Annotated in this window: 4 protein-coding genes; 2 read left to right on the forward strand and 2 right to left on the reverse strand. The window is 59.9% G+C overall.

Annotated features, from left to right (window positions below):
- Positions 1-39 precede the first annotated feature (39 nt).
- A complete protein-coding gene (locus KP699_RS15775; protein ID WP_215763285.1) occupies positions 40-3,345 on the reverse strand; it encodes a Hint domain-containing protein in 3,306 nt (1,101 codons plus the stop codon).
- A 129-nt stretch (positions 3,346-3,474) separates the two neighbouring features.
- Positions 3,475-4,122, reverse strand: a complete 648-nt coding sequence (locus KP699_RS15780; protein ID WP_215763286.1) for a LexA family transcriptional regulator — start codon at positions 4,120-4,122, stop codon at positions 3,475-3,477.
- Between the two features lie 196 nt (positions 4,123-4,318).
- Between KP699_RS15780 and KP699_RS15785 the strand changes: the two genes are divergently transcribed.
- Both KP699_RS15785 and KP699_RS15790 read left to right on the forward strand, forming a co-directional pair.
- Positions 4,319-4,570 (forward strand): hypothetical protein, encoded by a 252-nt coding sequence (locus KP699_RS15785; RefSeq protein ID WP_006559455.1) that lies wholly within the window; start codon positions 4,319-4,321, stop codon positions 4,568-4,570.
- Positions 4,571-4,573: 3 nt separating this feature from the next.
- The gene (locus tag KP699_RS15790; RefSeq protein ID WP_086898688.1) at positions 4,574-5,425 is read left to right on the forward strand and encodes a hypothetical protein; all 852 of its coding nucleotides are present in this window, start codon (positions 4,574-4,576) and stop codon (positions 5,423-5,425) included.
- Positions 5,426-5,479: the final 54 nt, after the last annotated feature.

The raw sequence follows: 5,479 nt of genomic DNA on the forward strand, positions 1-5,479 counted from the left end.
AATATTCTGTTTGCCCCGCAAAAGCTGATTATACACCGGTTACCCGGCTTGACGTTCATCCCTTCTATCTCGAGCGATCCTTCCGAGTGCATCGATAATTCTCGCATGGTCATGTCGCTGTCGAATAAAGCGACGCCCGGCCCGAACCATTCTGGCATGCGTCGTTGAGTCATCATGCAAACTGACGATCAGCGCAGCCAGTGCTTCAGCGGTTTCTCCTGTCGCGTCAGCAAAATCTCCGGGCAGTTCCATTCCCTCAGCGGCAATCGGTGTCATCACGCACGGGACGCCAGCGGCCATACTGTCCAGCACCTTACCCTTCACACCCGCTCCAAAGCGAAGTGGGGCGATACTGAGGCGGACCTTGTCGAACAGAACCCCGCAGTCAGGGACGGGACCGATCACTTCGACGCCGGGTGCTGCGAGCAGCCGAACGCTTTCCGGCATGTCCGCGCCCGCAATGGTGCAATGAATATCAGGACGCTGCCTCCACACGAGAGGCATGATCTCTTCAGCGAGCCAGAGCGCAGCATCCACATTCGGCGCGTGGCTGAAATTGCCAAGGAACAAAACGCCGCACCGTCTTTCAAATGACGGAGCCTGTTTTCGGACCGCGACAGCCCAAGGAACGACATGGACTTCCACGCTCGCCACATCACGCCGGAGGATCACGGCCTCCACGGTTGAATGGGTCAGAACGATGTCGGCCTGACGGGCAGCGGCGTATTCCGCATCCCGGATCTTATGGGCCTTTGCCATCAGTTCTGGCCTTTCCTCGACCGCCGCCTGTCGCGCAAGCCTCAGATGGTGCAGGTCGGCGACGGCGTAGATCACCCGCGCTTTGGACTGATACTGCCGGACGAGCGGCAGATAGCGCATCGCAATGTTCTGGCGGTGCAGATAGACGAGGTCGAAACTCTGCATTTGCCGACGCAGAAGGTCTTCGACCGAGCTGTAAAAAGGCGCTGCGCAGATCTCAATATTGTTCATGGTCTGCGCTGATGTGCTACCCATTTCATCAGCGGCGACGAATGATACGTCATAGCCAAGCGCTTGAAGAGCAGCCATATGCGACAGAATGGCGCACGACCCGGCATCACGACAGGTGTCCGGCATGCGGCTGTCGATGACAAGCGCTCTGGGAGCACGGTTTGCCGGAAGCGCCAGCCCCCGACGGGACCGTTCACGCTGTGTCGTGCTCCGGATGCGTCCCGACTGATGGTCGGCATGGCTTTGTTTCAGGTGCTCCATCTGCGCGGCCAGAAACGACAGGGCCCGGTCATGATCTTTCACATTCTGAACGGAGCCGATCGCTGTGCGAACGGCCTGTTCAAGGTCCGAATCAAACTGGTCAGCCGCCTCCACAACAATTGGCTGGCCCAGTAGGGCTCCGGTACGCTCGTTCCGCACTTCAATGATCTGGCGTGTCAGAGGTGAGAGGGGCGGGATAAAAAGCAGATCAAATCCACACCGTTCCGGCCCGGCTCCTGCGTCAGCCACATCAGGACGGCGCCCGTTGGCAATGCTCCGTTCTACAATCATCCCGTTTACCGCAACCTGTATGGCAACTGACTCTTCAGGCTGCGCAGGATCATAAATCCAGCCGCAGACCCGGTCGCGGGAGACGCTGTCGATATAGCCGCGCATAGCGGTCGACGATGCGGGCACTGCTGATCGCGCGATGGTATGGGGGCCGATAGTCTGCTGGTCCACAATCCATGGCGTATTGCCAAGAAAGTTCCGTGACGTGCCCGGATCATCCGCCTGCGCGATTTCGATGACATGCCTCATGTGTGGCGTGAGACCACCCGGCACGACGAAACAGAAACCACAGTCCGAGCCAACATCAGGGCGAGGGCAATCGGCCACGACCTCCCCGATGGCGATCCCATTATCATACAGAGACAGACGCATCGGTTCCGAAGAGCGCGAGTTTCTGGCCCAGCCCCGGATGACGGTGCGCGTCACCTCGTCGAGATAGCCCTCGGCAATGCCAGCAGACATTCGAACTGGAATGATCCCGGCTTCAGCATTCAGACGCGTACGGATAGCTTCAAGAACGGGCCCTTCCTCGATCCGGGGCGCACAGTAGACTGCCGGAAGCGGCGCTGCATCCGGATAGAGTTTTTTGAACTCGATCGCGTTGTGAAACATGTTCCGGCTGTCATCATCAACGAAACTCTCCGAAGGCGCTCCCTCGGCCAGAAGAATATCGTGCGTTTCCAGCTCGATGTGGAAATAGGTGACCTGATCAATGCTCTCCGCCTGAAGAATGCTGACCCCGTTAACGAGACAGATTGCCGGTATGAGCACGCCCTCCAGGGCCATCGCATGCAGCGGGGAGACGGACAAATCCCGTCGCGGTAGGCCGTCACCCAGCGCTCCCGCCCGGATGACGATCGGCAGGACGTTCCGGTTCCCCCTGACAAACGGGCCGGAATACGAGCGGTGTCCGATCCAGCGGATAGGGCGCAGGGCACGTGATGCCGTCCGCACCCGATCACCGATGGCGAGATCTTCTACCGCGATCTCGCCCCGTTCAGTCTCAATCAACGTACCCCGGCAGAAGCAGGGCGTGCCGTCATCTGGCTCCAATGTGGCGATCGTCCCGCCCGATCCGTCATCGCTGAGGACGAAATGTTCCCCGGCATAGTTGCCTTCAATCGAGACAGAACGTGAAACGCTTCCTTCGGTTACGGTCAGAACCGGGTCGCCTTTCAGCGTTGCGCTCCCCCCGGACTGGAAGGTCAGACCGCTAAAGTCGATGGCTCCCCCATTCTGGATCGCCACGCTACCAGCAGAGGCGATATCGGTAGCGTCGATGCTGCCGCCGCTGGCGATCGTCACGTTCTCAATCACACCACCCTCGTCGGGGCGGATGCCAAACGTGCCGCCGGGGCCGACCGTCAGGTTTCTGACAACCCCGGTGGAATCCACTTCAATGCCGCCGCCATTGCTCACGGTGACATTGTCCGCGAGAGCGGCGATCTCGATATACCCGCTATCGGTCACCAGAACATCGTTGATGGAGCCGCTGTTGACGATGCCCCAGCCCTGTTTTTCGACAGTCAGATCGGTAATCGTGCCGCCGTCGACTTCGAAATAACCGTTTTCATTCCAGTTGCCGGTTACGGTCACACCGGAGGCAACACTGCCCGCATCGACGGTCAGATCACCCTTGTCGACCAGCGTATTAACGGCCAGTCCGCCATCCTCGACAAAGAGCTCACCGCCATCGCCCAGTTCGGTGTCCGTCCAGACGGCGCCATTGCCGATAGAGACATCCGAGCTGACCAGATGGACGCCTGACGAGGACGACGACGTGATATCCGCAGAATCCGACATGATGACGCTCCTGAGCATGGCCGCGCGGTAGGCGGCTTTTGTCAGGATAATATATGCGATATTCCGCAATAACAAGCGGAGAATTTACTATTCTTATAAACGGTTTCCCGTTTTGTCTCGTGTTGGACCTCAACCGCGCGGCAACCCTCCCGACCAGACGACTTCGCCCACGACATCCAGACCTGCGGCCTCTGCGGTCTGAAGCTCCTGCGGCGGATAGCGATCGTTGTCCGCGAGAGCCCGGATTCCGCCACCCAGTCGACGTTCCAGACGGCGGAGAAGGATGTCCCCCTCAACCCGCAGCACGAAGATGGCGCCGCCCTGAACCGCGCGGGCGCTGGTATCCACGATGATAAGGTCGCCTTCGCGCAGGGTCGGCGCCATGGCGTCCCCCGAGACGCTGAGGAGACGGAGCATTGCCGGGTCGCGCGGGAGTGCGGCTTCCAGCCAGGATTTGCCAACGCGCAGACCTTCGTCTGGCTGAGGCGACAGCCAGGGGATCACGATCTGATGGCCACCCCGGATTGGGGGTGCGCCTTCGCTGCCTGTATCGAGGCCCGCTCCCACGCCAAAGGCCAGCCAGTCCAGAGAAACGCCACAGGCGCGGGCGAGGGACGCCACGGCAGAAAGTTTCATCTCGCTGCCGTTCATGTAATCCCGCAGCGTTGTGTAAGGCACACCAGCCGCCTTGGCGGCATGGGTGATGCCGATGCTCTGGGCGGCCTGCCGGAGACGCTCGCCACGTTCGCGGAGCAGGCGGGCGTGATCGTCAGACATGCGACGGCGCCTCGGTCTGGAACGGATGGTCACAGGCAATCTCTCTTCCGTGATAGGGAAAAGTGACTCCTAAGCGAAAACGCGCTTGTATGTATATGCGGTTATGCGTATATATTTGCATCGTAGTGTGAAGCGGGTCTCCGTTGATCCTGGGCCCAATCTCGCATGAACCACGTGTTCTGTCGAAGGGTTTGTCATGACCGATGAGGTTCGTTCGCTGTCTCCCGTTCCATTCCGTGATCCCAGACTGGAAGAACTGCATGCCGGTCTGCATGACGTCATCCGCCTGATGGAACTGGAGCATCATCTCCTGCGCGGTCGCCTCGATACGCTGAAGGCCGACAGCGAGGGGGCCCAACTCCTGGAGGGGATCATCGTGCTGGGCGGTGTGCTGAACCGGAAACTGACCCATCTGTTGGGACTGTGTCGCGATGTGGGAGGGCTGTGACATATGAGCATGCTGCGCTCTCTCGCGCTGATGTTTTCCCGGCTGCCGCGTCTCGCGCAGGTCGGTGGTGGCGTGGCTGCCCTCGCGGTCGTCGGGGCTGGCGTATCCTCGTTCAGTGGCGGATCTGGTGACAGAACTGCGATCCGTGCGGTTCTGGCAGCCCATCAGGCGATCGACACGCGTTCCTGTCTGACGTTCCGCTTTGCACCCGGATTGAATTTCGAGAGCTGGGCCGGTCGGCAGTTCTGGATGGCATCGACACCCTGGACGGCCCCCGATCGCCATCCTTTCATTTTCTATGCCGGTCCTGCGGATGATACGGCACCGGAGATTGTTACCGACATGACGCATCGGGGGGTGCTTGAACGTCATCTCGTGCCGGTCAGCTTTCTTGCCGGCGGCGTGGCGTCGGCAGCGATTTATACGACGCCGCATAACGATCCCGATTTCAGCTACGAGCTTGTGCAACCGAATTTCATGGCGCGCGGCAGTCCGCTGGGGACGCTGGCCTGGCCGAACAGCGTGTCGGTCGCGCAGGGCAATGGTGTCCAGCAGACGCTCTATCTGTTGCATCCCTATCTGATCAGTCAGGTCAGCGGCGTCTGTGTGGGACTGCATCTCAGTGGCATCACCGACATCAAACCCTATGACAGGGACTGGGCCGGGCGCGACGTCATGACGGCTACGGCTGTCTATCGGCGTGAGGATCTGAAGGACTGGATGCAGTCCCCTGTGTTCCGCAGGACGATCGGGTCCTTTCAGGATTGGGAAAATGGCAAGGATATTCGCCATCGGCTTGTTTTCCATCGGTTGCCGAAGGGGCTGGAACTAGTCGGTAATCAGGAGGAGCAATAGGCCATGTGTTTCCGGACGATGAAACCCTTGCTGGCCGTACCGCTGCTGGCGGCG

It is taken from the genome of Acetobacter sp. P1H12_c (assembly GCF_018811975.1).
GTDB classification, from domain to species: domain Bacteria; phylum Pseudomonadota; class Alphaproteobacteria; order Acetobacterales; family Acetobacteraceae; genus Acetobacter; species Acetobacter persici.

Coding starts and splice junctions, on each gene's coding strand:
- KP699_RS15775 (WP_215763285.1), bottom strand. CDS start 3,345: ATGTCGGATTCTGCGGATATCACGTCGTCGTCCTCGTCAGGCGTCCAT.
- KP699_RS15780 (WP_215763286.1), bottom strand. CDS start 4,122: ATGTCTGACGATCACGCCCGCCTGCTCCGCGAACGTGGCGAGCGTCTC.
- KP699_RS15785 (WP_006559455.1), top strand. CDS start 4,319: ATGACCGATGAGGTTCGTTCGCTGTCTCCCGTTCCATTCCGTGATCCC.
- KP699_RS15790 (WP_086898688.1), top strand. CDS start 4,574: ATGAGCATGCTGCGCTCTCTCGCGCTGATGTTTTCCCGGCTGCCGCGT.